Here is a 24,836-nt window from a genome sequence, read left to right on the forward strand (position 1 = left end):
AGTTCGTTGGCCGTCAGCCGGGTGGCGTAGTCGACCAGCAGCTTCTCGGCCAGGATCAGGTCTTCAGTGCTGGCGACGGGGTTGGTCTCGATCTTCTCGAGCGCTTTGGTGATCACCCTGGCCTTGTCCTGGGACACGACACCCTCAGCGAGACCGGCGGCGACCAGGTCGTACTTCGCGACACCGGTCGCGAGTTTGATCTGAGAGCGGGCCACGGCCTTGTCGACCAACAACTCGGCCCGCATCCAGTCGGACGCGTCTTTGGCACCGGTCTCTTCAGCGATATCGCCGGCGGACGCGAGCACCCGCAGCTTGAGCGCGGCCTGCTGGGCCTGGAGTTTCTCCAAGCGTTCCAGCAGGTCCTTCTTCTGCTCGGTGCGCCAGTAGGCGGGATCTGTTGCCAGCAGGTCTTGGAGGGCGGTCTCGATGGTCTTCAAGGCAGCGTCGATCGCGTCGCCGGGGTTGGTGCCCCAGTGGTCGATCGAGCGGCCGAGACTCATCGCCCATCCTCCCCTTCAGAGGTGTGCTGTGATGAGTCTGATTCTACGCCTCCAGCCCGTCCCTGGCTATCTATTTTCCCAGGTCAACCACCATTTTCGCGGTGAGTGAACGGCCTAGCATCTGTGGATGGTAAGTGGCCCGAAGGGCCACCCGCGCACCCCTCGACCCCGACCTTTCGAGCAACGATTCCGCTGCGCCACACCCGGGCCGCCGCCCCGATAGCCAGCCAAATCTTTTCTCGATCTGGTCCGGAGTCCAGGACCGCGAAGCGGCCGGCGAAGCCGGCGCCCGAAGGGCGTCCTTGACGCCGGATCGGATCGAGAAGACCCTCCAAGAACGGGTCGGCGGCCCAGACCAACCCCGAAGAACGATCCCGCAGAGACGCCAAACGTCCCCGCGAAAGATCCCTAGGTCAGTTCTTCCTGAGCAGCGCCGCGAGGAGACCGATGGAGCCGCCGACGATCCACGGGAGCGGGAGGAGCCAGCGGAGGTCCTCGATGCTGTGAATGACAACGGTGCCACTGACGATCAGTGCCCACACGACGACGAAGACGAGGAAGGCGAGGCCCATGACGAGGTGGCCGATGTTGACCGGGTGCCGGCCGGTGCGCTTCGGCGGTTGAGCCTGGTCCTCGAAGCGTGGCGGTGGGGCGTAGTCGTAGCTCACGGGTTGCTCCTCTCGGCCGTTCCGACGAAGGCGGCGGCTCGGGGGTCGCTCTCCTCGTAGACGTTGATCGCACCGACATCGGCCGTGGCGGTCAGCTGGAGGTCGGCGTCATCGGCGAGACCAGGCTCGCTGCCTTTTTCGCCGGCCACGTGAGTGCGGGCCAGGTTGAACCCGCCGACGTCGCTGCGGGTCTCGTCGAAGACCTGCGCCTCACCGAGGGTGCCGACCGAGGCGTCGACGGCGACGGTGGCGTCGTCGGGGACGATCACCGTGATCTCGCCGAAGGAGCTGTTGATGTCGAGCTCGCGGCCCTCGAGCGTCTTCGCGTCGATGGCGCTCATGTCAAGCAGGATCTCCCCGGCATCGACCTGGTAGGACGACTCCAGCGTCGCGACGTTCCGCGGATGGGACTCGATGCTGCTGCCGGTGTCGATGTTCGACGGGTCGATCATGGTGAGCGGTAGCGCGGCGAGAGCGAGCAGCCCGAGGAAGATCAGCCCGCCGGCCCGGCCCCAGAAGGCGCCGAGCACGAGGAAGCCACCGAAGACGGCGAGCAGTGCGGCCGGGTAGGCGCTGGTCGGGACCGGCGTCCAGTCGGCGACGTCGACGAGCCCGAGGACACCGACCACCAGCGCGGCGACCGCGATGGCGCGGCCGAACAGCAGCGGCGGGCGCCGCTGACCAGCCAGGGTGACAGGCGCGTTGGGATCGTAGGATCCGGGGGGCCACGGCGCCGGAAGAGTACGCGCCTGAGCTGCGGAGACGTCCATGCTCGTGGGTGCAGGTGACGAAGCCGGAGACGGGGGTGGTCCGCCACGCTTGCGGCCCCACTTGCCGCGGTTGGTGTACCAGAGCGCGACCACCCCGAGCACCGCGAGCCAGAACCAGGGGACGCTGGTGTCGCCGAACGCGTCGCCGAGCAGCGAGATCGCCGCGATCCCGCCGGCGATCCAGAGCAGGAGGTTGCGGGCAGGTGGCCCGACGGGGATCATCCCGTCCTCGGCACCCTCCTCGGGCACCAGCACCCAGGCCGCGACGTACACGATCCCGCCGGCGCCCCCGAAGAACACCGCCACGACCAGCAGCACCCGCACCAGCAGCGGGTCGACGTCGAAGTGGCGTGCGATCCCACCCGCGACGCCGGCGATGTGCCGTCCCTCCGGAGAGGCATGGGTCGTACGCCGCAGGCCACTGAGGTTGCGCAGCTGCTCGACACTGGGGCGGGCGCGCTCCTCGGAGGCAGGCGAGGGCGGCTCCTGGTTGGGAGGCAGGGGTGCCTCGGGCGGGATCGTCACACCCCTACTCTGACTCCTCAACACCCTGCAGACCATCAGGGACGGCCCTGAGTTCTCGATGCGCAAGGATCAGGGTGAATCCTCATGGCATACACCCGCGGTTGGTGTGACGATGGATGTCATCATGACGACAACCCATGCCACGGCGGAGCTGCCGGCACCGCCCCCGGAGCGCGCAGGGCCTATGGCTTCGGGCTCCGCTTCAGCAGTACGCCGCGCCTACCGCGACACCGACGCGTCGGTGATCGGCGGCGTGGCCGCGGGCCTGGCCGAACACCTCGGCCTGCCGGTGCTCGCCGTGCGCGCGTTCTTCGTGGTGACCGCCGTGTTCAGCGGCTTCGGCGTTCTCCTCTACGCCGCCCTGTGGATCTTCGTCCCCGCCGCGCCCCTCCTGGAGCAGTCCACGCCCGGCGGTGAGAGCGCGACCCGCGGTGGCCGCCGCCCCGCCGCGCGTTCGGGCGGCGTCGACAAGGGCCCGGCGATCGCGCTGCTCGCCCTCGGATTCGGTGCCGTGGTGCTCTTCGACACCTTGCTCGGTGCCGGTGCGCTGATCTGGCCGGCGATGCTCGGCGTCGCCGGTGTCGCGCTGCTGTGGCGCCAGGCCGACGCCGCCCAGCGGGAGCGCTGGATCGACGGCACCGGACGCCTCGACCTGGTCCGGATGGTCTTCGGCAAGGGCGGCTGGCGGGCGTACGTTCGGGTCGGGGTCGGCGTCGGGCTGATGCTCTTCGCGGTGATCCTCGCCGGCGGCCAGCTCGACTTCGGCAACGCCACCGCGCTGATCATCGCCGGGCTGATCGTGCTCGGCGCGGGCTTCCTCGTCGTCGGGCCGTGGATGCACCAGCTCGCCAGCGACCTCGGCAGCGAGCGCGAGGAGCGGATCCGGAGCCAGGAGCGCGCCGACATGGCCGCTCACCTGCACGACTCCGTCCTCCAGACCCTCGCCCTGATCCAGCGCAACTCCGGCGATCCCGCGATGGTGCAGAAGCTGGCCCGCGCCCAGGAGCGCGACTTGCGAGAGTGGCTCTTCTCGACCCCGGCCGAGGCAGACGAGACGTTCGCGGCCGCGCTGAAGGCGGCCACCGCCGAGGTCGAGGACGCCCACGGCGTGACCGTCGACGTGGTGGTCGTCGGCGATGGCCCCTTCGACGAGACGGTGCGCCCGATCGTCGCCGCCACCCGCGAGGCGGTCACCAACGCCGCCAAGCACGCCGGCACCGGACGGGTCGACGTCTACGCTGAGGCGACCGAGGAGGCCTTCGAGGTCTTCGTCCGCGACCGGGGAGCGGGCTTCGTCGTCGACGAGATCTCCGCCGACCGGCACGGCGTACGCGACAGCATCATCGACCGGATGTCGCGACACGGCGGCAGCGCTGTGGTGAGATCGTCTCCGGGAGAGGGCACCGAGGTGCGGCTGAAGCAGCCGCGGACCGGCAATACACATTCTGGAGAGGAACGACGATGAGTGAGGTCAAGGTCGTCATCGTCGACGACCATGCGATGTTCCGCACCGGCGTACGCGCCGAGCTGAGCCGGTCGCCGGTGATCCGGATCGTCGGGGAGGCCGAGGATGTCGACACCGCGGTCAAGGCGATCGCCGCGGGCAAGCCCGACGTGGTGCTGCTCGACGTACATCTTCCCGGTGGCGGCGGTGTCGAGGTGATGCGCAAGGCGCCCGCCGTCGACGGCTCGCCGCGCTACCTCGCGCTGTCGGTCTCCGACGCGGCCGAGGACGTCATCGGCACCATCCGCGGCGGTGCCCGGGGCTACGTCACCAAGACCATCACCGGCTCCGAGCTGGTTGCCGCGATCCAGCGGGTCTCCGGAGGAGACGCGGTCTTCTCGCCGCGCCTGGCCGGCTTCGTGCTCGACGCCTTCGCCGGCACCATCGCCATCGCCGACATCGACGAGGATCTCGACCGCCTGACCGAACGAGAGCGCGAGGTGATGCGCCTCATCGCCCGCGGCTACTCCTACAAGGAGGTCGCCGGCGAGCTGTTCATCTCGATCAAGACGGTCGAGACCCACATGTCCAACGTGCTGCGCAAGCTGCAGCTGTCGAGCCGTCACGAGCTCACTCGCTGGGCCAACGATCGCCGCCTGCTCTAGGGCTTAGGCCGGCTCCGGCGGGCGAGCGTCCATCAGGTGGGCGAGCTCGTCGGTCTCGGCGTCGGTGAGTGTCGTGAACCCGTCTCCGCGCAGGATCTGCAGCTTCCCGTCGGAGATGTCGAGGAACAGCCCCACGAGACGTACGTCCCGGCCTGCCAGGATCTCCCCGAGACGGTCGATCATCACCGCGACGTTGACCTGGGAGACCTGGTCGACCTCGCTCCGGCCGGCCGCGGCGGCAGCGGCGCCGACCGGGTGCCCGGTCTGCCACTCCTGGATCGCCGGAGCGGCGTGACGTAGCCAGTCGCCGACCGGTCCGGCGGGCACTTCCCCGGCACGGGTGCTCTCCAAAGCCGAGGTGATCGCCCCGCAGCGGGAGTGACCGCAGACGACGACGGTGTTGATGCCGAGGTCGTCCACGCCGAAGAGCATCGGCGCCGCGACCGAGCTGTCCGGGCTACCGGGCTCGGGCACGAGGTTGCCCATGGTGCGCACGGTCAGCAGGTCGCCCGGGCCGCTCGACGTGATCAGGTTCGGCACCACCCGGGAGTCGACGCAGGTCAGGAAGACCGCGTGCGGCTCCTGACCGTCGGCCAGCCCTTGGTAGACCGGGCGCAGCGGTGCCGCGTGGCGGCGGTGATACTCCCGGACGCCGAGGGCCAGCGGGTGGTGCCCGTCGATGCGGTCGGCACGTACGTCCTGCCAGGCGCTCCACGGCAGCAGGCCGCGGGGGCTGATCGGAGGCGCCTTGAGAGCGCGCTCCTGACGCGGGGCCTCTTCGCCGTGCGGTCCGGAGTGCTCCACGAGCACGGTGCCGCCGGCAGCCTCGTAGCGGACACGCCAATGGTCGAGCTGGTCGCGCCCGGCCGGATCGAGGTAGTCGACGAGGAGGTCGAGCTCGACGACCTGGCCCTCCGGGATCGCGTCAAGCCGGCTCACCAGCTTCGGTGTCGCCAGGAACGAGAGGCTGCCGTGCACCTCGACCAGCCACTTCTCGCGGCCGTCGGGGGCCAGGCCTGCCGGGCGTACGTCGATCCGCACATGGACCAGCCGCCACAGCACCAGGACCAGAGCGGCGACCAACCCGATCAGGACGCCCTCGATGAGGTTGAGCGCGAGCACTCCCGCGATGGTGAGGCCGTAGATCCACAGCTCGCCGCGGGCGTGCGCCTGGGAGATGTCGGCGGGCCGGACCAGGCCGGTGCCCATCATGATCAGCAGCCCGGCCAGGGCGGCGAGCGGGATCTGCTCCACGAGTCCGACCAGGACGAGCGCGAAGAGGAGCACCCAGACGCCGTGCAGGATCGCGGACGCGCGGGTGCGGGCCCCTGCGGCGACGTTGGTCGAGCTGCGCACGATGACGCCGGTGACGGGGAGGCCGCCGAGGGCACCGGATGCGGAGTTGGCCAGGCCCTGGCCGATGAGCTCGCGGTTGAGGTTGCTGCGCGGGCCGCCGTGCAGCTTGTCGACGGCGACCGCCGAGAGCAGGCTCTCGACGCTCGCGATCAGGGCGACGGTGAGCACCGCGCCGGCCACCGCGAGCGGGGTGCCCTCGGGAAGCGCGACCGAGCCGATCTCGTCGAGCAGGTCACCACCGAGCTCGACCCGCTCGGCGCCGGGCAGCCATGCCGCGGCGAGCAGGGTGAGCGCGACGATGGCGACCAGCTGGCCGGGCACCGCGCGGACCCGCTGGGGTAGCCGGGGCCAGACGAGCAGGATGCCGATCACCCCGAGCCCGGCCAGGATGGCGTGGATGTTGGGCTCCTGCGCGTTGCCGACGATGTGCTCGAGGTTCTCGAACGCGCTGGGCTGGGAGCGGCCGCCGAGAGCGACGTTGAGCTGGCCGAGGACGATCGAGATCCCGATCGCGGCCAGCATCGCGCTGACCACGGTCGGCGAGATCGCCAGCGCGTAGCGCCCGAGCCGGGTGGCACCGAGCACGACCTGGAGAATTCCTGCCATCACCGTGATCGCACAGGTCGCCTCCCAACCGAACTCGGCGACCGTCTCTGCGACGACGACGGTGAGACCTGCGGCCGGGCCGCTGACCTGCAGTGGTGAGCCGCCGAAGAGGCCGGCAACGATGCCGCCCGCTGCGGCGGCGATCAGGCCCGCGGCGACAGGCGCACCGGAGGCGACGGCGATGCCGAGCGAGAGCGGCACGGCGACGAGGAAGACGACCAGCGAGGCCGGTACGTCGAAGCGAATGGTCTGGCGGAGCTGATCGAGCGGTCTGGACCCGCCGGTGGGCAGGGTCGGGCGAGGTGATGACACGTCAGAATCCTCCTTGCGGAGCCGAGAGCGATGGTGGCGGTCACGGTGAGAGTAGGCAGACGTCGCCGAATTCCCCAAGGCGAATGTGACCAAAATCGTGTGATCGTTCGAAAACGTGCCGAACCGGTACCGCGTGGCGGGCTCCGAGGCGGTGGCTCTAGTCTTTGCGCATGGAGATCGTGCGGCACATCCTGCTCGTCATTCACCTGCTCGGCTTCGCAGCGCTCTTCGGCGGCCTGCTGGTGCAGATCAAGGCCCCTGACAAGGTCGCCAACGGCCTCATGCGCGACGGCTCCGGCACCGCCTTCCTCGCCGGTCTGCTGCTCGTCGGCGTCCTCGAGATGGGCGACGGTCCGGTCGACCACGCCAAGGTCGGCGTGAAGCTCGTGATCGGCCTGGTCATCCTCGGCCTGGTGATGTCGCAGCTGCGAAAGCCCAAGATCTCCGACGGGCTCTACTGGACGATCTTCGGGCTGACGATCATCAACGTCTGCGTGGCGGTCTTCTGGTCCTCCGCGCACGTCGCTGCCTGACGATCCCACCGGGCCCGCCGACCCGCGACTTGTCGGTGGCGCACTCTAGGCTGGAGCCAGCATGAGTACGCCTGACCAGACCCCTGTCGCAACCATTCCGGGCCTCGAGGCCTTCGCCTCGGCGCAGCCGGCCGACGAGCCGCGTACGAAACGGCGTGGCCCGAGCACGGAGGAGCTCCTCGACGGGCTCAACGAGCCCCAGAAGGCCGCCGTGCAGCACCAGGGGGCGCCCCTCCTGGTCGTCGCGGGAGCAGGGTCGGGCAAGACCCGGGTGCTGACCCGACGGATCGCGTGGCTGATCTCGCAGCGCGGCGCCCACCCCGGCAGCATCCTGGCGATCACCTTCACCAACAAGGCCGCGGCCGAGATGAAGGAGCGCGTCGAGGCCCTGGTCGGCAAGCGCGCCCGGATCATGTGGGTCTCCACGTTCCACAGCGCCTGCGTGCGGATCCTCCGCAAGGAGATCGACAAGGTCGGGCTGAAGTCCAACTTCTCCATCTACGACGCCCAGGACCAGAAGCGGCTGATGCAGCTGGTGCTCAGCGACCTCGACCTCGACCCGCGTCATTACCAGCCCGGTCAGGTGCTCAACTGGGTCAGCGACCAGAAGAACGAGCTGCGCGACGTCGAGGCGGCCGAGAAGGACGCGCGCAACCACCTCGAGCAGACCTATGTGGCGGCCTACAAGGAGTATCAGAAGCGTCTGCGGCAGGCGAACGCCCTCGACTTCGACGACCTGATCATGTCGACCGTCGAGCTCTTCCGGACCTACCCGGAGGTGCGCGAGGTCTACCGGCGTCGCTTCCGGCATGTGCTGGTGGACGAATACCAGGACACCAACCACGCTCAGTACGCCCTGGTCCACGAGCTCTGCGCCGACCGGATGGACGACACCGCGCTGACCGACACCTACGTCCAGGACACCCCTCGCGCCGAGCCGGCCGAGCTGATGGTGGTCGGTGACGCCGACCAGTCGATCTACGCCTTCCGCGGCGCCAACATCCGCAACATCCTCGACTTCGAGCAGGACTTCCCCAACGCGACCACGATCCTGCTGGAGCAGAACTACCGCTCCACGCAGACGATCCTCACCGCCGCCAACGCGGTCATCAAGCACAACAAGGGTCGCAAGGAGAAGGCGCTGTGGAGCGACGCCGGCAACGGTGACCGCATCGTCGGCTACGTCGCCGACGACGAACGTGACGAGGCCCGGTTCGTCTCCGACGAGATCGACAAGCTCGTCGACGGTGGACTCAAGGCCGCCGACGTCGCCGTCTTCTACCGCACCAACGCCCAGTCGCGTGTCTTCGAGGAGGTGTTCATCCGCACCGGCCAGCCCTACAAGGTCGTCGGCGGTGTGCGCTTCTACGAGCGCAAGGAAGTACGCGACGCGCTGGCCTACCTGCGCACCCTGGCCAACCCCGACGACCAGGTCTCGCTCCGAAGGATCCTCAACACCCCCAAGCGGGGCATCGGCGACCGCGCCGTGGCCTGCGTCAACGCGCTGGCCGAGCGCGACGGCCTGACCTTCTGGGATGCGCTACAGAAGGCTGAGGACGCCCCCGGTCTGGCCACCCGCAGCCTGACCAACATCAAGGCCTTCGTCGCGATGGTCGAAGAGCTGCTGCAGATGGTCGCCGCCGGCGAGCGGGCCGACGTCATCCTGGAGACGGTGCTCGACCGATCGGGCTACCTCGCCTCGCTCGAGGAGTCCGACGACCCGCAGGACGAGACCCGCGTGGAGAACCTCGCCGAGCTCGTCGCTGTGGCCCGTGAGTTCTCCGACGACCCGGTCGCGGCCCCGAGCGCCGACCCGGCCGACGTCGACGCCGGCACCGTCGTGCCCGGGCTCCGCGACTTCCTGGAGCGGGTCGCCCTGGTCGCCGACACAGACCAGATCCCCGACGACGAGGACGGCGTGGTCACCCTGATGACGCTCCACACCGCCAAGGGTCTGGAGTTCCCCGCGGTCTTCCTCACCGGCATGGAGGACGGCGTCTTCCCGCACTCCCGAGCCCTCGGTGACGGCACCGAGCTCGAGGAGGAGCGCCGCCTGGCGTACGTCGGGATCACCCGCGCCGAGAAGCGGCTCTTCATCTCGCGTGCCGTCGTTCGGTCCGCCTGGGGCGCGCCCTCGCACAACCCCGGCAGCCGCTTCCTCGACGAGCTCCCGGTCGACCTGGTCGACTGGCGGCGTACGGAGAAGGAGATGTCCTCGTGGGGCCGGCCGAACTTCGCCAACGACAGCTGGGGTGGCGGCCAGCGTCTCGGCCAGCCCACGGCCGCCGGCCGCCGCAACTTCTCCTCGGCCGCGCTGCGCGCCGACGTCGCCGCCAAGTCGAAGCCGGCCCGTGAGGTGCCCTCGCTCGACCCGGGCGACCGGGTCACCCACGACTCCTTCGGCCTCGGCACCGTCGTCACCATCGAAGGCTCGGGCGACAAGCAGGTAGCGAGCATCGACTTCGGCGACACTGGCGTCAAGCGCCTCCTGCTCCGCTACGCGCCCGTCGAGAAGCTCTGACACGCCGAGTCGGCTCGTCCTGACAGAGATCAGCGTCGAGTCGGCTCGTTCTCACCCGAAATGCCGCCGAGTCGGCTCGTCATGACGAGCCGACTCGGCGGGTTTTTCGGTCAGGATGCGCCGACTCGACGTCAGCTGGGGTCGACGCCGTGCTCGTTGAGGGCGGCGTCGGGGTCGACGGCGTCACCACCACCGGGGCGGACCTCCACGTGGAGGTGGTTGCCGGTGGAGTTTCCGGTCGAGCCGACGTAGCCGATGACCTCGCCGGGGGAGACCGTCTGGCCGACGGAGACGCCGTAGTCACTCTGGTGGCAGTACCAGATCTCGGTGCCGTCCTCGAGGGTGATGATCGTCCGGTTTCCGTACGCCCCGCCCCAGGCGGTCTCGGTGACCGTGCCGCGGGCGATCGCGTGGATCGGCGTGCCGTAGGGGGCCGCGAAGTCGAGACCCGTGTGGGTGCTGGACCAGTTGGAGCCCGAGGAGCCGAAGGTGCCGGTGATGCGGTAGACGCCCGCCGGGATCGGCAGCTCCCACATGTTCGACTTGAGGAACTTGTCCTGCTTGTCGGCCTGGACGTCGACGCCCTGGAGCGCCTTCTCGCGGTCGCTCGCCGCGGTGTCGGCCTCGGAGCGCTCGTCGTTGCGGGTGACGGTCGCGGAGCGGTCACCGACGACGACCATGTCGCTGTCGCCACCGAGCGCGGTGGCGCCGACGAGGCGTACGTCATCAGCGGCGACCATCGTCGGGCCGCCGGTCAGCGCGATGCCACCGATGGCGGCGGCGAGAGCAGCGGCGCCGGCGGTCAGAGGGACCGTCGGGCGGCCACCGGCCGCCGCAGCGGCGGCGCGCCGGGTGCGGGGACGGGTGGGGCCGCCGATGCCGACCATCGTGCCGGTGGTCTCGACGGCCGGAAGGTCGTGCAGCTCGGGCCGGTACGTCGCGATCTCGCTGATGCTCGGCAGGTCGATGCTGCCGGTGTCGGCGCGGAAGTAGGTCTCGGCCTGCTGCGGGTCGCTGTCGTAGCCGTCGGCGTAGTCGTCCTGGTAGTACGCCTCGTGGGGCTGCGGCGCCTCGTAGTAGGGCGCATCCACGGTGTAGGTCTCGGCCGGGAGGTCGATCGCCATCGAGTCGAAGTCGATCTGCTGCGGCAGGGACACCGGCGGGGCCGGGAACGAGGTCGTGTCGATCTTGAACGACGTCGGCGGCGCGTCGAACGCCTCCTGGAACCCGCGGGGCTCCTGGATCTCCGGCTCGTAGGCCGGAGCAGCCGGCGCCACCGGCGGAGCCGGGATCTGGCGGGCCTCGCGCACAGCGCGGATCTTGCCGGTCAGCGGCGCGAACGTGTTGGCCATCCGCAGCGGCTTCGGCGTGTGCGTCGGCTCGGGCGCCTGGAAGGTCGGCTCAGGAACGACAGAAGCGACCGGGGCGACGGGCGCCACCGGCTCGGGAAGCACCGGCGCGGGAACTGCCGGAGCTGCGGGAACGGCCGGAACGCCGCGCGGCGGCGTCTTGGTCGAGACCGACCTGCTCGACGTCGCCTTGGTCGGCGCGGGCTTGGTCGGCTGGGTGAGGAACATGGTGAGCTCGGAGGTCGTCATGCCTCCGACGCCGAGGTCTTCGAGCACCTCGGGGGTCACCTTGTCCGGGTCGATGCCCATCGAGGAGAGCAGGTCGGCCAGGACCGGGTCGATCTGGGCCGCCCGGCGCTGCACGGGCACGATCGGGGTCGCCGCGAAGGGCGGCGGCGTCGGGAACGAGGCCGGGAAGGACGGGCCGTCGCCCTCGACGAGAGCACGCAGCTCACCCGTCGAGATGCGGCCGTCGTGGGCCTCGTCGGTGCGCGGGGACCCGACGACCGGCAGCTTGCCGGTCTGCTCGAGGACCACACGGTTGGGCCGGGCCTTGGCGACCGGCTCCTCGGGAATCTCAGGGGCGGGGGATGGCTTCGCGGTCCCAACGGCGGGGGACGGCGCGGCGCGCCGCTTCCCGACGTAGGAGGTCGATCCGGTCGCCCGCGGGGCAGGCCTGGAGGCAGGGCTGTCGGTCGCCGGCGCTGCGCGCCGCTTCCCAACGTAGCTGCTGCTGCTCGTGGTTGCTCCGGGGGAAGGGGTGACCGAACGCGGACTGTCACTTGTGACGTCGGCTCGGTGGTTGCCCATCAGTTCATATCTCCGCTGTTCGGGGTCAGACGGCGAGCCATGACTGTAACGGACCGGAGGGCGCGGTCAAGAAATGTGGCACGCCCGTTTCGCTGATTTCACCAACGGCTGTGGCCGAATCAGTCGCTGATCTGCGTATTTCCGCCAGATTCGGAACTCGATTGCGACTTATTCATGTCACCCGAAACGCGTGTCATCGGCCCATTTGAGCCTCGATACGGTGTCAAAACCTGCTGGCCCCCGGGCCTCGGGCCGCGTCGTACGGGGTCAAACGGGGGTCACTACGTAGGGCTACGGACTGTTACCCAAGGTTGCCAATTTGTTGGTATATGTCCGGTGTGTCCGGCCCCACGCTCCGCTAGTGGCGTACGTCACGTCGTGTGCCCTGGGCTCGTAAGTCCGGCTCGGCGGGGTCTATGGTGCTGGACGGACACATCTGAAGACGAGGGCGTCGACCGCTGATCAATGCGGTACGGCCCCCGTACCGCAACACACAGACCAGGTGGATCAGTGGATCTCATGGAGTACCAGGCGAAGAAGCTCTTCGCCAAGCACGGCGTCGCCGTGACCGAAGGTGTCGTCGTCGAGACGGCTGAGGAAGCCAGGAAGGCCGCCGAGGAGATCGGCTTCTGCGTCGTCAAGGCGCAGGTCAAGGCCGGTGGCCGAGGCAAGGCCGGCGGCGTGAAGCTGGCCAAGACCGCGGACGAGGCGTTCGAGCACGCCTCGAACATCCTCGGTATGGAGATCAAGGGCCTGCGTGTCAACCGGGTGCTGATCACGCCGGCGACCCCGCCGGTGGAGGAGTACTACTTCTCCTTCCTGCTGGACCGGTCGAACCGGCAGTACCTCTGCATCGCGTCTGTCGAGGGTGGTGTGGAGATCGAGGAGGTCGCCAAGACCAACCCCGACGCCGTGAAGAAGATCGGCATCGACCCCGGCAAGGGTGTCGACGAGGCCAAGGCGCGCGAGATCGCGACCGAGTGCGGCTTCCCGGAGCCCGTCTTCGAGCAGGCCGTCGCGATGATCCAGAGCCTCTACACGGTGTTCACCGAGGAGGACGCGACGCTCGTCGAGGTCAACCCGCTGGCTCGCCTCGAGGGCGACAAGCTGGAGGCCCTGGACGGCAAGGTGTCGCTGGACGAGAACGCCTCCGAGATCCGCCACGAGGACCACGAGCAGTTCGTCATCCGTGACGAGGAGGACCCGCTCGAGGCCAAGGCCAAGGACAAGGGCCTCAACTACGTCAAGCTCGACGGCCAGGTCGGCATCATCGGCAACGGCGCGGGTCTGGTCATGTCGACCCTCGACGTGGTCGCGTACGCCGGTGAGGCTCACGGCGGCGTCAAGCCCGCCAACTTCCTCGACATCGGTGGCGGCGCCAACGCGCAGGTCATGGCCGACGGTCTCGACGTCATCCTGAACGACGAGCAGGTCAAGTCCGTGTTCGTGAACGTCTTCGGTGGCATCACCGCGTGTGACGAGGTCGCCAAGGGCATCGTCGGCGCGCTGGACATCCTCGGCAACGAGGCCACCAAGCCGCTCGTCGTGCGTCTGGACGGCAACAACGTGGACCTGGGCCGCCAGATCCTCAGTGAGGCCAACCACCCGCTGGTCACCATCGTCGACACCATGGACGGCGGCGCCGACAAGGCCGCCGAGCTGGCCAACGCCTGAGGTCAGGAGAGAGAAACATGAGCATCTACCTCAACAAGGACAGCAAGGTCATCGTCCAGGGCATCACCGGCGGCATGGGTGCGAAGCACACCGCCCTGATGCTCGACTCGGGCGCCCAGATCGTCGGTGGCGTCAACGCCCGTAAGGCCGGCACCACGGTCACCCACAAGGACGCCCAGGGCGCCGACGTGGAGCTCCCGGTGTTCGGCACGGTCGCGGAGGCGATGAAGGAGACCGGCGCCGACGTGTCGGTGCTCTTCGTGCCGCCGGCGTTCACCAAGGACGCCTGCATCGAGGCCATCGACGCCGAGATGCCGCTGATCGTGGTCATCACCGAGGGCGTCCCGGTCCAGGACACCGCCGAGGTGTGGTCCTACCTGCAGGGCAAGGCCACGCGCATGATCGGCCCGAACTGCCCCGGCATCATCACGCCGGGCGAGTCGCTGGCCGGCATCACCCCGCACACCATCACCGGCAAGGGCCCGGTCGGTCTCGTCTCCAAGTCGGGCACGCTGACCTACCAGATGATGTACGAGCTGAAGGACTTCGGCTTCTCCACCGCCATCGGCATCGGCGGTGACCCGATCATCGGCACCACCCACATCGACGCCCTCGAGGCGTTCGAGAAGGACGACGAGACCAAGCTCATCGTCATGATCGGTGAGATCGGTGGCGACGCCGAGGAGCGGGCCGCGGCCTACATCAAGGAGAACATCTCCAAGCCTGTCGTCGGCTACGTCGCCGGCTTCACCGCGCCGGAGGGTAAGACCATGGGTCACGCCGGTGCGATCGTGTCCGGCTCCGCCGGCACCGCGCAGGCGAAGAAGGAGGCCCTCGAGGCCGCCGGCGTCAAGGTCGGCAAGACCCCGTCGGAGACCGCTGCTCTCGCTCGCGAGATCCTGCAGTCCCTCTGACGTACGCCAGTTCCTGACCGCCCCGCGACCGTCATGGTCGCGGGGCGGTCGGCATCTCTGCCGGAATTGCTCCGAATGCGCACGCTTGAGCATCCGCACGGATTAATGTGCTGACCATGGCCAAGCGCATGGCACGTTTGATCTCGGGTGTCGTAGGTATCGGGTTCTCGGCTTCGATCACGTCGTTGGCCGTGGGTTTGCCGCCGGTGGCGCCGGCACCGACCCAGGGTGTGGATCGGAGTGTGGCTCAGGCGGAGCCCGACCGGAGGACCCACACCGTCCAGCCGGGGGAGACGCTCTCCCGGATCGCCGGGAAGTACGGCGTCAAGGTCAGCGACCTCGCGACCTGGAACCAGATCGCCGACCCCGCCAAGATCCGAGCGGGGGCGGAGCTCGTGGTGAGCCCGCCCGCAAAGCCTGCCGGGAAGACGTACACCGTGGCGCCCGGTGACACCTTCTCCGGCATCGCCAAGAAGTTCGGCGTCGAGGTGGGCGGGCTGATGGCCTACAACGGCTACGAGGATCCCACCAAGCTGCTGGCGGGGAGCGAGATCAAGATCCCGACGGCGAAGCCGAAGCTGAAGAAGTACAAGGTCGTCGCCGGTGACACGTTCGTCAGCATCGGCAAGAGGTTTGGCGTCACCGCGGATGCGCTGATGGCGCACAACGGCTACGAGGACCCCACCAAGCTGCTCGCCGGCGCGACGATCGAGATTCCGGCCAAGGCGGTCAAGCCCAAGCCGAAGCCGAAACCCCAGCCCGGCACCGGCGAGACGGTCTACACGACCGTCGCCGGAGACACCTACGCGAGCGTGGCCAAGAAGTTCCGCATCACCGAGGAGGAGCTGCGGATCTACAACGGCACCAGGGCACCCGACAAGCTGCCCCCTGGGTACAAGCTCTACATCCCGTAGGTCAGACCGCGCGCAGGGCGCCCGAGCGGCGGCGCCGCATCGCGTCGAGGGCCTCGGCGGTGGCGTCGTCGGCCGGCATCAGCACCTGGATCTGCTGGTTGTCGGCCGCCGGAAGCTCGAGCTCCTCGACGTCGAACCGCAGCTCGCCGGCATCGGGATGCAGCCAACGCCATACGCCGCCGTGAGGCGGGTCGTGGCGGCTCAGCCGGTCGGTGAACTCCGGTCCCGCCCGGTCCGACATCGCCTCGATCATCATCCGCGCGGCGATCGGGTTGGGGCCGCGGTAGAGGTTGGCGACCAGGTCGTCGGCCACCCGCGCCCAGTCGGGGAACGCCTCCCGGGCGCGCGGGTGGAGGAAGGCGTACGCGGTCAGGTTGGGCTCCGCGTGGTCGAGCATCCCCAGGGGCCGGGCGAGCAGGTCGAACGTGGACGTGTGGGCCAGCAGGTCGCCGAGCCGGTTGGTGAGCACGGCGATGCCCGGCTCGAACTGCTCCACCAGGGCGCGTGCGCCGGGGCGTACGTCACGACCGGAGGAGAAGGGGCCGAGGCACTGGCCGCTGGAGGCCATCGCGAGGGTGCGCAGGTGCTCGTGGGCGGCGGCGTCGAAGCGGAGCGCGTCACCGATCGCGCGCAGGACCTGCGGGGAAGGATGCCGGTCGCGGCCCTGCTCGATCCGGACCAGGTACTCGACGCTGATCCCGGCCAGCGTGGCCAGCTCGGAGCGCCGCAGGCCGGGTGCCCGGCGACGTACGCCTTCCGGGAGACCGACGCTCTCCGGCGTGGTCTGGTCGCGGCGGTCCCGGATGTACGAGCCGAGGGCTCCCGCGTTGGCTGGCATGTCATCAAGCCTACGGCCCGGCAAGGCGGTCAGGGTGGCCCTGCTGGGGCCAGCCTCGGCTCGGTCTCCCGCCGGCCGCCGATCCGCGTGAACCTGGACGGCATGAACACACCACTACGTATCGCAGTCATCACCGCCAGCGTCCGGGAAGGCCGCGGCGGCCCGATCTTCGGCTCCTGGATGGCCGAGCAGGCCGAGGCGTACGGCGGTCTCGACGTCGAGCTGATCGACCTGGCCGACCATGAGATCCCGTTGTCCCTGCCCGCCGAGTCGCCGAAGGCGGCCGGCGACGACTACCCGCGGCCGGACGGTCAGCGCGACCTGACCCAGGCACTCGAGGCCGCCGACGGCTTCGTCGTCGTCACGCCGGAGTACAACCACAGCTATCCGGCCTCGTTGAAATCGGCCCTGGACTGGCACTTCACCCAGTGGCAGGCCAAGCCGGTCGCGCTGGTCTCCTACGGTGGCGACAGCGGCGGCCGCCACGCCGCGCTCCACCTGGAGAACGTGCTCACCGAACTGCACGCCCACCCGCTCCAGGCGCGTCTCGCCTTCCCGCGCTACTGGGAGCGCCTCGACGAGAACGGTCGCCCCAACGACCCGGACTCGGCCGTCTACGCCAAGGGCATGCTCGCCCAGCTCTCCTGGTGGGCCGAGGCCCTGCGGACCGCGCGTAGATACGCGCCCTACCCCGGATGAGACGGCGGCGCCCCGGCAGCCAGTTGGCTGCCGGGGCGCTCGATCGCGTACGTCCGGGGCTGTCCGGGGACGTCAGGCGGCGACCGTCTCCTTGACGGGCTCGTCGTCGGCCAGGAGCCCGGCCGCGGAGGCGGAGCGGTAGCGGTCGATGTCGAGGATGCCCTCGCGCTTGGCCACGATGGTCGGCACGAGCGCCTGTCCGGCGACGTTGACGGCGGTACGTCCCATGTCGAGGATCGGGTCGATCGCGAGCAGCAGACCGACGCCGGCCAGCGGCAGGCCGAGGGTCGAGAGCGTGAGGGTCAGCATCACGACGGCGCCGGTGAGGCCCGCGGTGGCGGCCGAGCCGACGACCGAGACGAAGGCGATCAGCAGGTAGTCGGTGATGCCGAGGTCGATCCCGAAGATCTGGGCGACGAAGATCGCCGAGATCGCAGGGTAGATCGACGCGCAGCCGTCCATCTTCGTGGTCGAGCCCAGCGGGACGGCGAACGAGGCGTACTCCTGGGGGACGCCGAGGTTCTTGACCGTCACCTGCTCGGTCACCGGCATGGTGCCCACCGAGGAGCGCGACACGAAGGCGAGCTGGATCGCCGGCCAGGCGCCGCGGAAGTACGCCAGCGGGTTGAGGCCGTTGACCCGCAGCAGCACCGGGTAGACGACGAACAGGACCAGTGCCAGGCCGACGTAGACGGCCACCGCGAACCAGGCCAGGGAACTCAGCGAGTCCCAGCCGTAGGAGGCGACCGCGTTGCCGATCAGGCCGAGGGTGCCGATCGGCGCCAGCCGGATGATCCACCACAGCACCTTCTGCACGATGGCGAGGAAGGAGCGGTTGAAGGCGAGGAACGGCTCGGCCTTCTCGCCGGTCTTGAGCGCCGCGATGCCGATCGCGAGGGCGACCACGAGCACCTGGAGGACGTTGAAGCTCAGGGCGGTCTCCGCGAGCGGGCTCCCGCCGACCTGCTCGACGCTGGTCGATGCCTGGAGGCCGAGGAAGTTGCCGGGGATCAGGCCCTGGAGGAAGTCGAGCCATGAGGCGGACGCGCCGGCCTCGGCCGCGTCCGCGGTGCTGACCGCGGTGTTGCTGCCGGGCCGGAAGAGCAGCCCGAGGCCGATGCCGATGGCGACCGAGATCGCCGCGGTGATGGCGAACCACAGCAGCGTCTGGCCCGCGAGCCGGGCCGCGTTGCTGACCGTACGCAGGTTGGCGATCGAGGCGATGATGGCGGTGAAGATCAGCGGTACGACGACGGCCTTGAGCAGCGAGACGAACGAGTCGCCGATCGTGGCGAGGGTCGTCGTCAGCCAGTTGGCCTCGTCGCCCGCGCCGGGACCGATCGCTCGCGCGACCGCACCGAGGGCGACGCCGAGGACGAGGCCGAGGATGATCTGGACCGAGAAGGACGGAAGCGGCAACCGCCGCCTGGCGGGTGCAGTGGGGGCGGTGGACACGAGAGGGCTTCTCCAAGGTTGATGCGGGTCGGGGCTCTGATGGGCCCGAACGCCATGACCAGTACGTGTCTTCCTTGGATGAGCGCGTTGTGACAGGAGTCTCCACGCGCTAAGTCATGAAAGACGATCAACCATATCGTGTTTGAGTGGTGTCCGTCAGCGCAGGTCGCTGATCCCGGCGGTGACCGCCGCCTTCTCGATCGCGAGGATCCGGCCCGGCCACGAGTCGGGCTGGTCGGGCTGGTAGCACGGGTCGTTCTTGTCGCCGGTGCTCGGCGGGCAGGGGCCGGCGAGCTCGGCGTAGCCGACCAGGACGAGCCGGGTCTCGTACTCCGCGACCAGCTCGGTCTCGAACCAGATGCTGTCGTTGCCGTCCTCCCCGGGGTACGTCGCCTGCGACCGTGCCGCGCGCTTCGGCCCGGCATCGAGGTCGGAGCTGACGTCCATGGGCAGCGCGGTGACGTCCGGGTCGACCCCGAGCTTGTTGGCCGGGCAGACCTCCATCCACTCCATGACCTCGTTGTACGCAGCGCCGGCGGCGTTCTCGTCCGCGAACTCCAGCACCGCCACGTGGACCTGGCCGACCATGGCGCTGTCGGTGTCCCAGCGGTAGTCGGACGCGATCTTCGCCGTGGGTCCGAGCGTGGTGAGCCATTCCTTCTGGCAGGCGAGGGTCGGTACGTCGGGAGTGGGCGTGTACTGGTTCCAGCCGAGAGGGCTCTCGAAGCGGTCGAGCGCGGGGAGGGTGCTGCCGTCGATCAGGTTGACGGCGCTGAGACCTTCCGCCGCGGGCGATCCTGTCTCCGTCGGGTCGGCGGCCGGTTCGCCCGGGGGCGCGGCACCGACCATCCGGTAGGCGGCGTTGACGGCGGAGGTCTGCAGGGTGGTCGGTGACACGTAGTCCTGGACACCCCGCTTCCGGGTCATCACCAGGACCCGGTCCTCCGCGGAGACGACGGCCGTCGCGGTCTCCCAGACCGCGTTCATCTCGGGGTCATCAGGCTGGTACGTCACCACGTCGATGTCCCCGCCCGAGATGACGTCGCCCTCGACCGGGAGCGAGCCGGCCACCTCTGCTCCGTCCACGCCGGGGCACGAGGCCGCGGCGTCCGAGAGGTCGGTGCGTACCTTCTCGGCCTCGTCGGCCGAGCCGAACTCGGCGACGACGGCGTTCAGCGTGCCGGCCGCATCAGCCATCTCCTCCCCGGGCTCCGCGACGAAGTCGCGGCGGTACGTCGCCAGCGCCCCGGAGTCGCCCAGCGAGTCGGTCAGGCAGTCGTTGTAGGTGTCGGTGCCCTCGCCGTCGTAGGTCTGCCCCTGGACCCAGGCCGGATAGGGGTCGTCGGCGACCAGATCGTCCTCGGTCGGCAGGTTGGCCCGGCTGAAGTCGGACACCGGCGCAGAGGCGGACGCGCTGGGCGCGGCCGCGCTGTCGCTCGGTGCCGGTGCGGGGTCGATGCCCTTGTCGCCGAGTCCGGTGGAGAGGAAGATGATCGGCCCGGCGACGACGGCGGCCAGGGCCGCCGTGCCTGCGGTCACGACGGCGCGACGGCGGCGCCGGATCTGGTCACCTCGGCTCCGTGCCTCGGCTGCGGAGCTCATCGGTGCCCCAGGGGCGTCGGCGCGGAACTGGTCCAGACGCGAGATCGGGTCACTCATCTCAGGCCTCCTTCCAGACGGCGCCGGGATTGTCCTCGGCGAGCAGCTCCGCGAGAGCGGCTCGTCCTCGAGCCAAGCGGGCCTTGATGGTGCCGGTGGGCGCACCGACCTCGGCGGCCACCTGATGGACCGGCAGATCGGCGATGTGGTGCAGGACGATGGCCTGGCGCTGCGCCTCCGGGAGCTGCCTCAGCGCCGCGACGAGAGCCACGTGGGACTCGTCGACCGCCGGCATCTCCGTGCGGGCGCCGACGGCCCTGTCGGTGACACGGCCGGCGTACTTCTTCCGGCGCCAGCGTCCCACCGCGAGGCGGTAGGCGGTGGTGCGGACCCAGGCTTCGGGGTAGTCGACCGAGGACATCTTGCGCCGGTGCGCCCAGGCACGGGCGAACGCCTCCTGGACGCACTCCGCAGCCTCGTCGAAGTCGCCGATCATGGCGTACAGCTGAGCACACAAGCGGCGGTACGACGCGTTGTACAGCGCGTCGAACTCGTCCTCGTCCATCGTTCGCCTCCCCGGCTGGCTTTCCATGACTCTTGCCCGAGCGCCAGTGTCAGCGGTGGCATGTGCGAGCGTAAAGGTCAATTGCACTGGGTCCTCATCAGGGCAGGTCCTGGAAGGCTCGGTCCACGGTGGCCTCGACCGTCTGGGCGACCCGGTTGTCCCATTCGGTGTAGTCCGAGGCCTCCTCCGGCGGGCAGGCTCTGGTCGGCGGGCAGGGGCCACCGGCCTCGGCGTGGGTGGCCAGCACCAGCCGGGTCCCGAGCTGGGCGACGGTCTGGTGGTCGTACCAGGTGGCGTCGCAGCCCTCGCCACCGCAGTCGGCGGCGTACTCGGCGAGCGCCTGCGCGGCTCGGTCGACCTCGGGCGTGGCGCCGATCTGGATCGACTCGACGGGCCTGGCGGTGAAGAGCTTCGCGTCGTCCAACGATGCCGGACAGGCGTCGAGCCAGCCGTGGACCGTGTCGAAGGCGGCGTCGGCGTTCTCCTTCTCGGCGAACTCCAGCACCGTCACGTTGACCTTGCCGATCTGGCTGCCGCCGTTCTCGAGGCGGAACTCCCGGCTGACCGACTCGGCGGCCTTCAGCGATGAGAGCCAGGCGCCCTGGCAGTAGAGCGTCGGGGTCGGCTGCGGCGCGACCTGCTGCCAGATCGCGGACGACTCACCTTCCATCGGCAGTCCCGGCAGCGACCCGGCCACGACGAGATGTGCGTCGTTGAGGATCGCCGCGGGCGCGGATGCCGATGAGGACGAGCTCGAGGACGCTGAGCTCGACGCCGTCGCGGGTGGCGGCGAGGAACCGACCAGCCGGTAAGCGGCGTTGACGGCGGAGGTCTGCAGGGTCGTCGGCGAGACGTAGTCCTGTGCGCCGCGCCGCCGCGTCAGCACCACCAGCCGGTCCTCGACGGCGACGACAGCGGTCGCCACCTCCCAGCCCGCGTTCGTGTTCGGATCCTCCGACGGGTACGTCACCACGTTGATGTCGCCACCGGTGACGACGCCGCCCTCGACCGGGAGCGAGCCGGCGACCTCCGTGCCGTCGACGGCAGTGCAGGAGCTCGCGGCGTCGGAGAGCTCCGCGCGCGCCTTCTCGGCCTCGTCGGCCGAGCCGAACTCGGCGACGACCGCCTTCAGCGTCCCGGCCGAGTCTGCGTACTCCTGCCCGGCCTCGGCGATGAAGTCACGGCGGAAGGACGCCAACGCGCCCGAGTCGGCCAACGTCGGCAGACACTCGTTGTGGTCGCCCCGGCCCTCGCCGTCGTAGGTCTGCTCCAGGACCCACTGCGGATAGGGGTCTTCGGCAACCAGGTCGTCCTCCGACGGGAGGTTGGCGCGGGTGAGGTCCGAAGCGGGTGCCGAGGCTGACGGGCTCGGTGCCACCGTGCTCGGCGTCTGGCTCGGCGCCGGTGCGGGCTGCGGTTCGATGGCCTTGTCGCCGAAACCGGCGGAGAGGAAGATGATCGGTCCGGCGACGACCGCGGCCAGGGCCACGGCTCCGGCGGCGACGAGGGTGCGCTGGCGGCGGCGGATCTGGTCACCCCGTCGGCGTACCTCGGCTGCGGACTTCATCGGTGCTCCAGGGGTATTCGCGCGGAACTGGTCCAGGCGGGAGATCGGGTCACTCATCGCACGCCTCCTTCCAGTGCCGTGCCGGGCGCTTCGTCGGCCAGCAGAGCTGCCAACGCAGTGCGCCCGCGGGAGAGGCGGGCCTTGATGGTTCCTGTCGGCACGCCGACCTCGGCGGCCACCTGGTGGACCGGCAGGTCGGCGATGTGGTGCAGGACGATGGCTTGGCGCTGGGCCTCGGGGAGCTTCTTGAGCGCGGCGACGAGGGCGACATGGGTCTCGTCGACCGCGGGCATCACCGTGCGGACACCGACGGCCCTGTCGGTGACGCGGCCTGCGTACTTCTTTCTGCGCCAGCGGCCCACCGCGAGGCGGTAGGCGGTGGTGCGGACCCAGGCTTCGGGGTAGTCGACCGAGGACATCTTTCGCCGGTGCGCCCAGGCGCGGGCGAAGGCCTCCTGGACGCATTCGGCGGCCTCGTCGGAGTCGCCGATCATGGCGTACACCTGAGCGCACACGCGACGAAAGGACGCGTTGTAGAACGCGTCGAACTCGTCCTCGTCCATCGCTTGCCTCCCCGACTGGCCGGACCCTGATCTGGCCCTGCGCCAGCCTCAGAGGGTCAGATGCATGGGAGGCAGGTCTGGTTGCATCCGGGAGGAAACTGAGCTCAGATTTCTGGGCTCAGTTTCTGGGCTCAGAGATAGTCGAGCCGGTAGGCGGCGCGTTTGGTGAGCGCAACGAAGTCGGAGTTGCTGATGTCAGCGTCGCCGTCGGGCACGAAGCTCATCTGGGCGACGTTGGCGCCGCGCCGGATCGCGGCCATCCGGTAGTAGATCGACGAGTTCTCGAGCTCCACCCGGATGTCCCACACCGTGATCGCGCCGTCCTTGATGGACTCGGTCGCGAGCTGGGTGACGTGGCTGCCGAGCTGCTTGTCGCTGCACTTGTCCAGCCGGCCCTTGATCGCGACGTTGAAGGCCTGCGCCTCCTTGGCGGAGCCGAACTTGCCGACCGTCTCGGTGAGCCCGAAGATCGGGGCGAGCTTCTTCTTCGTCTCGGGGATCACGAAGGAGCGCGTCTGGGCGCCGGTCATGCCCTTGGCGGTGAACTCGGTGTTGTCGCAGCGGGTCTGAGCGGGGTTGGTCTTGGCCGGCTTCGCCTCGGTGCCCTCCCACGGGTCACCGATCGTGCTGACCGGGGGCAGATCGGTCTCGTTGATCAGCCCGGGCGCCTTGCTGGTGGCGATCGGGACCACCGTCGTACGCGGTCGCTTGGTCTCCACGCACGCGCCCGCGCCCGGCATCGAGCAGAGATTGTGGACGGCGGTGCCGAGCATGGTGGAGGTCTTGGCCGCGGTCGTGCTGGACTTGCCCTCGGTCTTCACGGTGACCGCGGCGGTGTGCCTGCCGGTGCGCGCGACGCCGTAGGTGACCGCTCGGTTGTTCTCCCAGTCGCGGTAGGTGAAGAGAGTCGCCTGGTCGCCGATGCCGTCGACCGACTCGGTGAAGATCAGCTGGTAACGGGGCTCGGCGCACGCTGCGTACCACCCCTGCATCTTCTTGTACGCCGCAGCCGCCGCCTTCGCGTCGACCGACGACTCGATCGTGGTGCCGGCGGTGGTCGCCTTCGCCTTGGCGATGAAGGTGCGCGCCAGGCTCGCGGCCGGCCGCTTGTCGGCCGAGGTGTCGGCCTGGCAGGGGATGGTGAGACCGGTGCCCTCGAGGTTGTCGGAGGAGATGTCGACGGCCCAGGAGCCGCCGTAGATCTTCGCGACCTCCTCCTCGGTCATCAGGTCCTTGGCGGTGAGCTTCTTGCCGGGGATCTGGCTCGGCTCGACCTCGAACTCCTCGGCCGCAGACTGCATCGAGAGGGTGTTGAGCCGTGGCTCGGTCTCGGCGTCCTGGGTGACGAAGAAGCCGGTGCCGACCAGGGCGGCGATGGCCGCGACCGCGCCGATGGTGGTGTGCACCCGGCGGCGTACGGCGCCGGCGGTGGTGATCGTCGAGGTCTTCGGCCAAGGCTGCTCGGTGAGCACGTCGACGAGCGGGTCGAAGATGGACTGCAGCTGCTCCGGAGCGATCCCGAGCTCGGCGCAGATGGCGGCGTTGGCGCCCTGCAGGTCGGTCTCGGTGCGGCTGATCGGGGTGCCGACCTCGCGGGCCAGCTGGGCCAGGTCGACGCTGGTGAGGTGGCCGAGCAGGAAGACCTTGCGGTCGTGGAGCGGAAGGCTGCGCAGCGCGGAGAGGGTGTGGCGGGCCTCCGGCGCGATCGTCTGGTCGCGGTGGAGCAGCGGCACCGAGTGGTTGCGGATCGCCTTGGACCAGGCGATCGGGCGGACCCAGTCCTCGCGCTCGAAGTCGTCCATCGGCTTCACCTTGCGCCAGTGGTGCCAGGTGATGACCAGCGCGCCGCGCACGGCGGCCTTGGCGGCCTCCAGATCCCCGGTCAGCGACCAGGTTTGGAGAAGGAGGCGTCCACGGACGTCCTGATAGAACGCCTCGAAGGTCTCGTGGTCTGCCGTGGTCATGCCCATGTCAGCGGTCAACTGTAGG

At 69.5% G+C, this 24,836-nt stretch carries 19 protein-coding genes and 1 pseudogene; 8 read left to right on the forward strand and 12 right to left on the reverse strand.

Features of this window, described 5'->3' with window-relative positions; translation table 11 throughout:
• The 3 genes and pseudogenes from ABZU72_RS15150 to ABZU72_RS15160 form a co-directional block, all read right to left on the reverse strand.
• A pseudogene (locus tag ABZU72_RS15150) lies at positions 1–500 on the reverse strand (HNH endonuclease); the annotation flags it as partial.
• A gap of 413 nt (positions 501–913) precedes the next feature.
• Entirely contained in the window at positions 914–1,168 is a 255-nt protein-coding gene (locus tag ABZU72_RS15155; RefSeq protein ID WP_355019663.1) for a hypothetical protein, read from the reverse strand.
• Positions 1,165–2,463, reverse strand: coding sequence for a PspC domain-containing protein (locus tag ABZU72_RS15160; RefSeq protein ID WP_355019664.1), 1,299 nt, complete (start codon positions 2,461–2,463; stop codon positions 1,165–1,167). Before ABZU72_RS15160 ends, ABZU72_RS15155 begins: the two co-directional genes overlap by 4 nt.
• Positions 2,464–2,587: 124 nt before the next feature.
• Between ABZU72_RS15160 and ABZU72_RS15165 the strand changes: the two genes are divergently transcribed.
• Together ABZU72_RS15165 and ABZU72_RS15170 are read left to right on the forward strand one after the other, a co-directional pair.
• Positions 2,588–3,928 (forward strand): PspC domain-containing protein, encoded by a 1,341-nt coding sequence (locus tag ABZU72_RS15165; protein WP_355019665.1) that lies wholly within the window; start codon positions 2,588–2,590, stop codon positions 3,926–3,928.
• Positions 3,925–4,572 (forward strand): response regulator transcription factor, encoded by a 648-nt coding sequence (locus tag ABZU72_RS15170; protein ID WP_355019666.1) that lies wholly within the window; start codon positions 3,925–3,927, stop codon positions 4,570–4,572. The genes ABZU72_RS15165 and ABZU72_RS15170 overlap by 4 nt, the downstream gene beginning before the upstream one ends.
• 3 nt (positions 4,573–4,575) lie before the next feature.
• Here the strand turns inward: ABZU72_RS15170 and ABZU72_RS15175 are convergent, their stop codons facing one another.
• Positions 4,576–6,846 (reverse strand): bifunctional SulP family inorganic anion transporter/carbonic anhydrase, encoded by a 2,271-nt coding sequence (locus tag ABZU72_RS15175; RefSeq protein WP_355019667.1) that lies wholly within the window; start codon positions 6,844–6,846, stop codon positions 4,576–4,578.
• 170 nt (positions 6,847–7,016) lie between these two features.
• Here ABZU72_RS15175 and ABZU72_RS15180 point away from each other — a divergent pair, with 170 nt between their 5' ends.
• The gene (locus ABZU72_RS15180) at positions 7,017–7,379 is read left to right on the forward strand and encodes a hypothetical protein (RefSeq protein WP_160025265.1); all 363 of its coding nucleotides are present in this window, start codon (positions 7,017–7,019) and stop codon (positions 7,377–7,379) included.
• A 61-nt stretch (positions 7,380–7,440) separates the two neighbouring features.
• Entirely contained in the window at positions 7,441–9,900 is a 2,460-nt protein-coding gene (gene pcrA / locus ABZU72_RS15185) for a DNA helicase PcrA (RefSeq protein WP_355019668.1), read from the forward strand.
• Positions 9,901–10,031: 131 nt separating this feature from the next.
• Here pcrA and ABZU72_RS15190 read toward each other — a convergent pair whose 3' ends face one another.
• Complete coding sequence (locus ABZU72_RS15190) at positions 10,032–12,059, reverse strand: peptidoglycan DD-metalloendopeptidase family protein (RefSeq protein WP_355019669.1); 2,028 nt, start codon at positions 12,057–12,059, stop codon at positions 10,032–10,034.
• Positions 12,060–12,569: 510 nt separating this feature from the next.
• Here ABZU72_RS15190 and sucC point away from each other — a divergent pair.
• From sucC to ABZU72_RS15205, 3 genes are all read left to right on the forward strand, one after another.
• A complete protein-coding gene (sucC, locus tag ABZU72_RS15195) occupies positions 12,570–13,733 on the forward strand; it encodes an ADP-forming succinate--CoA ligase subunit beta (protein ID WP_355019670.1) in 1,164 nt (387 codons plus the stop codon).
• 17 nt (positions 13,734–13,750) lie between these two features.
• Positions 13,751–14,647, forward strand: coding sequence for a succinate--CoA ligase subunit alpha (sucD, locus tag ABZU72_RS15200; RefSeq protein WP_355019671.1), 897 nt, complete (start codon positions 13,751–13,753; stop codon positions 14,645–14,647).
• A gap of 242 nt (positions 14,648–14,889) precedes the next feature.
• Entirely contained in the window at positions 14,890–15,561 is a 672-nt protein-coding gene (locus ABZU72_RS15205; protein ID WP_355019672.1) for a LysM peptidoglycan-binding domain-containing protein, read from the forward strand.
• A 1-nt stretch (position 15,562) separates the two neighbouring features.
• Here ABZU72_RS15205 and ABZU72_RS15210 read toward each other — a convergent pair whose 3' ends face one another.
• The gene (locus ABZU72_RS15210) at positions 15,563–16,399 is read right to left on the reverse strand and encodes a helix-turn-helix transcriptional regulator (RefSeq protein WP_355019673.1); all 837 of its coding nucleotides are present in this window, start codon (positions 16,397–16,399) and stop codon (positions 15,563–15,565) included.
• A gap of 102 nt (positions 16,400–16,501) precedes the next feature.
• On the opposite strand from ABZU72_RS15210, the gene ABZU72_RS15215 reads away from it, so the two are divergent.
• Positions 16,502–17,098 carry an NAD(P)H-dependent oxidoreductase gene (locus tag ABZU72_RS15215; protein ID WP_355019674.1) on the forward strand — a complete coding sequence of 199 codons (597 nt, stop codon included), beginning with the start codon at positions 16,502–16,504 and terminating at the stop codon, positions 17,096–17,098.
• Positions 17,099–17,170: 72 nt separating this feature from the next.
• Here ABZU72_RS15215 and ABZU72_RS15220 read toward each other — a convergent pair whose 3' ends face one another.
• From ABZU72_RS15220 to ABZU72_RS15245, 6 genes are all read right to left on the reverse strand, one after another.
• Positions 17,171–18,553 carry a dicarboxylate/amino acid:cation symporter gene (locus tag ABZU72_RS15220; protein ID WP_355019675.1) on the reverse strand — a complete coding sequence of 461 codons (1,383 nt, stop codon included), beginning with the start codon at positions 18,551–18,553 and terminating at the stop codon, positions 17,171–17,173.
• A gap of 156 nt (positions 18,554–18,709) precedes the next feature.
• Positions 18,710–20,212 (reverse strand): hypothetical protein, encoded by a 1,503-nt coding sequence (locus ABZU72_RS15225; protein ID WP_355019676.1) that lies wholly within the window; start codon positions 20,210–20,212, stop codon positions 18,710–18,712.
• 1 nt (position 20,213) lies between these two features.
• Complete coding sequence (locus tag ABZU72_RS15230) at positions 20,214–20,717, reverse strand: SigE family RNA polymerase sigma factor (RefSeq protein WP_355019677.1); 504 nt, start codon at positions 20,715–20,717, stop codon at positions 20,214–20,216.
• Positions 20,718–20,814: 97 nt separating this feature from the next.
• Complete coding sequence (locus tag ABZU72_RS15235) at positions 20,815–22,341, reverse strand: hypothetical protein (protein ID WP_355019678.1); 1,527 nt, start codon at positions 22,339–22,341, stop codon at positions 20,815–20,817.
• Positions 22,338–22,847, reverse strand: coding sequence for a SigE family RNA polymerase sigma factor (locus ABZU72_RS15240; protein ID WP_355019679.1), 510 nt, complete (start codon positions 22,845–22,847; stop codon positions 22,338–22,340). Before ABZU72_RS15240 ends, ABZU72_RS15235 begins: the two co-directional genes overlap by 4 nt.
• A 131-nt stretch (positions 22,848–22,978) precedes the next feature.
• Complete coding sequence (locus ABZU72_RS15245; RefSeq protein ID WP_355019680.1) at positions 22,979–24,811, reverse strand: hypothetical protein; 1,833 nt, start codon at positions 24,809–24,811, stop codon at positions 22,979–22,981.
• Between the last annotated feature and the right edge of the window lie 25 nt (positions 24,812–24,836).

The organism is Nocardioides sp. NPDC004968, from assembly GCF_040608935.1.
In the GTDB taxonomy this organism is placed as follows: domain Bacteria; phylum Actinomycetota; class Actinomycetes; order Propionibacteriales; family Nocardioidaceae; genus Nocardioides.

Excerpts from the sequence above, each read along its gene's own strand:
- ABZU72_RS15165 (WP_355019665.1), top strand. The coding sequence starts at position 2,588 with ATGACGACAACCCATGCCACGGCGGAGCTGCCGGCACCGCCCCCGGAG.
- ABZU72_RS15170 (WP_355019666.1), top strand. The coding sequence starts at position 3,925 with ATGAGTGAGGTCAAGGTCGTCATCGTCGACGACCATGCGATGTTCCGC.
- ABZU72_RS15180 (WP_160025265.1), top strand. The coding sequence starts at position 7,017 with ATGGAGATCGTGCGGCACATCCTGCTCGTCATTCACCTGCTCGGCTTC.
- pcrA (WP_355019668.1), top strand. The coding sequence starts at position 7,441 with ATGAGTACGCCTGACCAGACCCCTGTCGCAACCATTCCGGGCCTCGAG.
- ABZU72_RS15190 (WP_355019669.1), bottom strand. The coding sequence starts at position 12,059 with ATGGGCAACCACCGAGCCGACGTCACAAGTGACAGTCCGCGTTCGGTC.
- sucD (WP_355019671.1), top strand. The coding sequence starts at position 13,751 with ATGAGCATCTACCTCAACAAGGACAGCAAGGTCATCGTCCAGGGCATC.
- ABZU72_RS15210 (WP_355019673.1), bottom strand. The coding sequence starts at position 16,399 with ATGCCAGCCAACGCGGGAGCCCTCGGCTCGTACATCCGGGACCGCCGC.
- ABZU72_RS15215 (WP_355019674.1), top strand. The coding sequence starts at position 16,502 with ATGAACACACCACTACGTATCGCAGTCATCACCGCCAGCGTCCGGGAA.
- ABZU72_RS15225 (WP_355019676.1), bottom strand. The coding sequence starts at position 20,212 with ATGAGTGACCCGATCTCGCGTCTGGACCAGTTCCGCGCCGACGCCCCT.
- ABZU72_RS15230 (WP_355019677.1), bottom strand. The coding sequence starts at position 20,717 with ATGGACGAGGACGAGTTCGACGCGCTGTACAACGCGTCGTACCGCCGC.
- ABZU72_RS15235 (WP_355019678.1), bottom strand. The coding sequence starts at position 22,341 with ATGAGTGACCCGATCTCCCGCCTGGACCAGTTCCGCGCGAATACCCCT.
- ABZU72_RS15240 (WP_355019679.1), bottom strand. The coding sequence starts at position 22,847 with ATGGACGAGGACGAGTTCGACGCGTTCTACAACGCGTCCTTTCGTCGC.
- ABZU72_RS15245 (WP_355019680.1), bottom strand. The coding sequence starts at position 24,811 with ATGACCACGGCAGACCACGAGACCTTCGAGGCGTTCTATCAGGACGTC.